At 36.9% G+C, this 268-nt stretch carries 1 protein-coding gene; it reads right to left on the bottom strand.

Going from position 1 to position 268, the window contains the following annotated elements:
* On the bottom strand, positions 1–225 hold a 225-nt coding region (locus SB822_RS57605), incomplete at its 3' end, for a hypothetical protein (protein WP_410859174.1).
* Positions 226–268: the final 43 nt, after the last annotated feature.

The following is a 268-nucleotide window of genomic DNA, read 5'->3' as shown; positions in this document are numbered from 1 at the left end:
GATTGCCAAATCATTTTCGTGATGGCCGGCAAATTGATGAGACTCAATGACTTTCAAGTCAATGAATCTTCGTTCTGTTACTTCTTTCTCTTTTTTCAAAAACGTGTATTCCACTAAGCAGATGGAATGGTTTTTCACCTCATCATGCACAAACTTTTCTGTTTTCGGAGACCTGTATTTGGCTTGTTTGACTTTTGGAGAGAAAATACTTTCTTTGTAGAACATTCCATCCATTATTTGTGTCATTTTAGTCGTTTGCCAAGGTAGC

It is taken from the genome of Paraburkholderia sp. SIMBA_054 (assembly GCF_046534875.1).
In the GTDB taxonomy this organism is placed as follows: Bacteria; Pseudomonadota; Gammaproteobacteria; order Burkholderiales; family Burkholderiaceae; genus Paraburkholderia; species Paraburkholderia hospita.
Note: the sequence above shows the minus strand (reverse complement) of the source record. Positions and strands in the feature narration are given on the sequence as shown.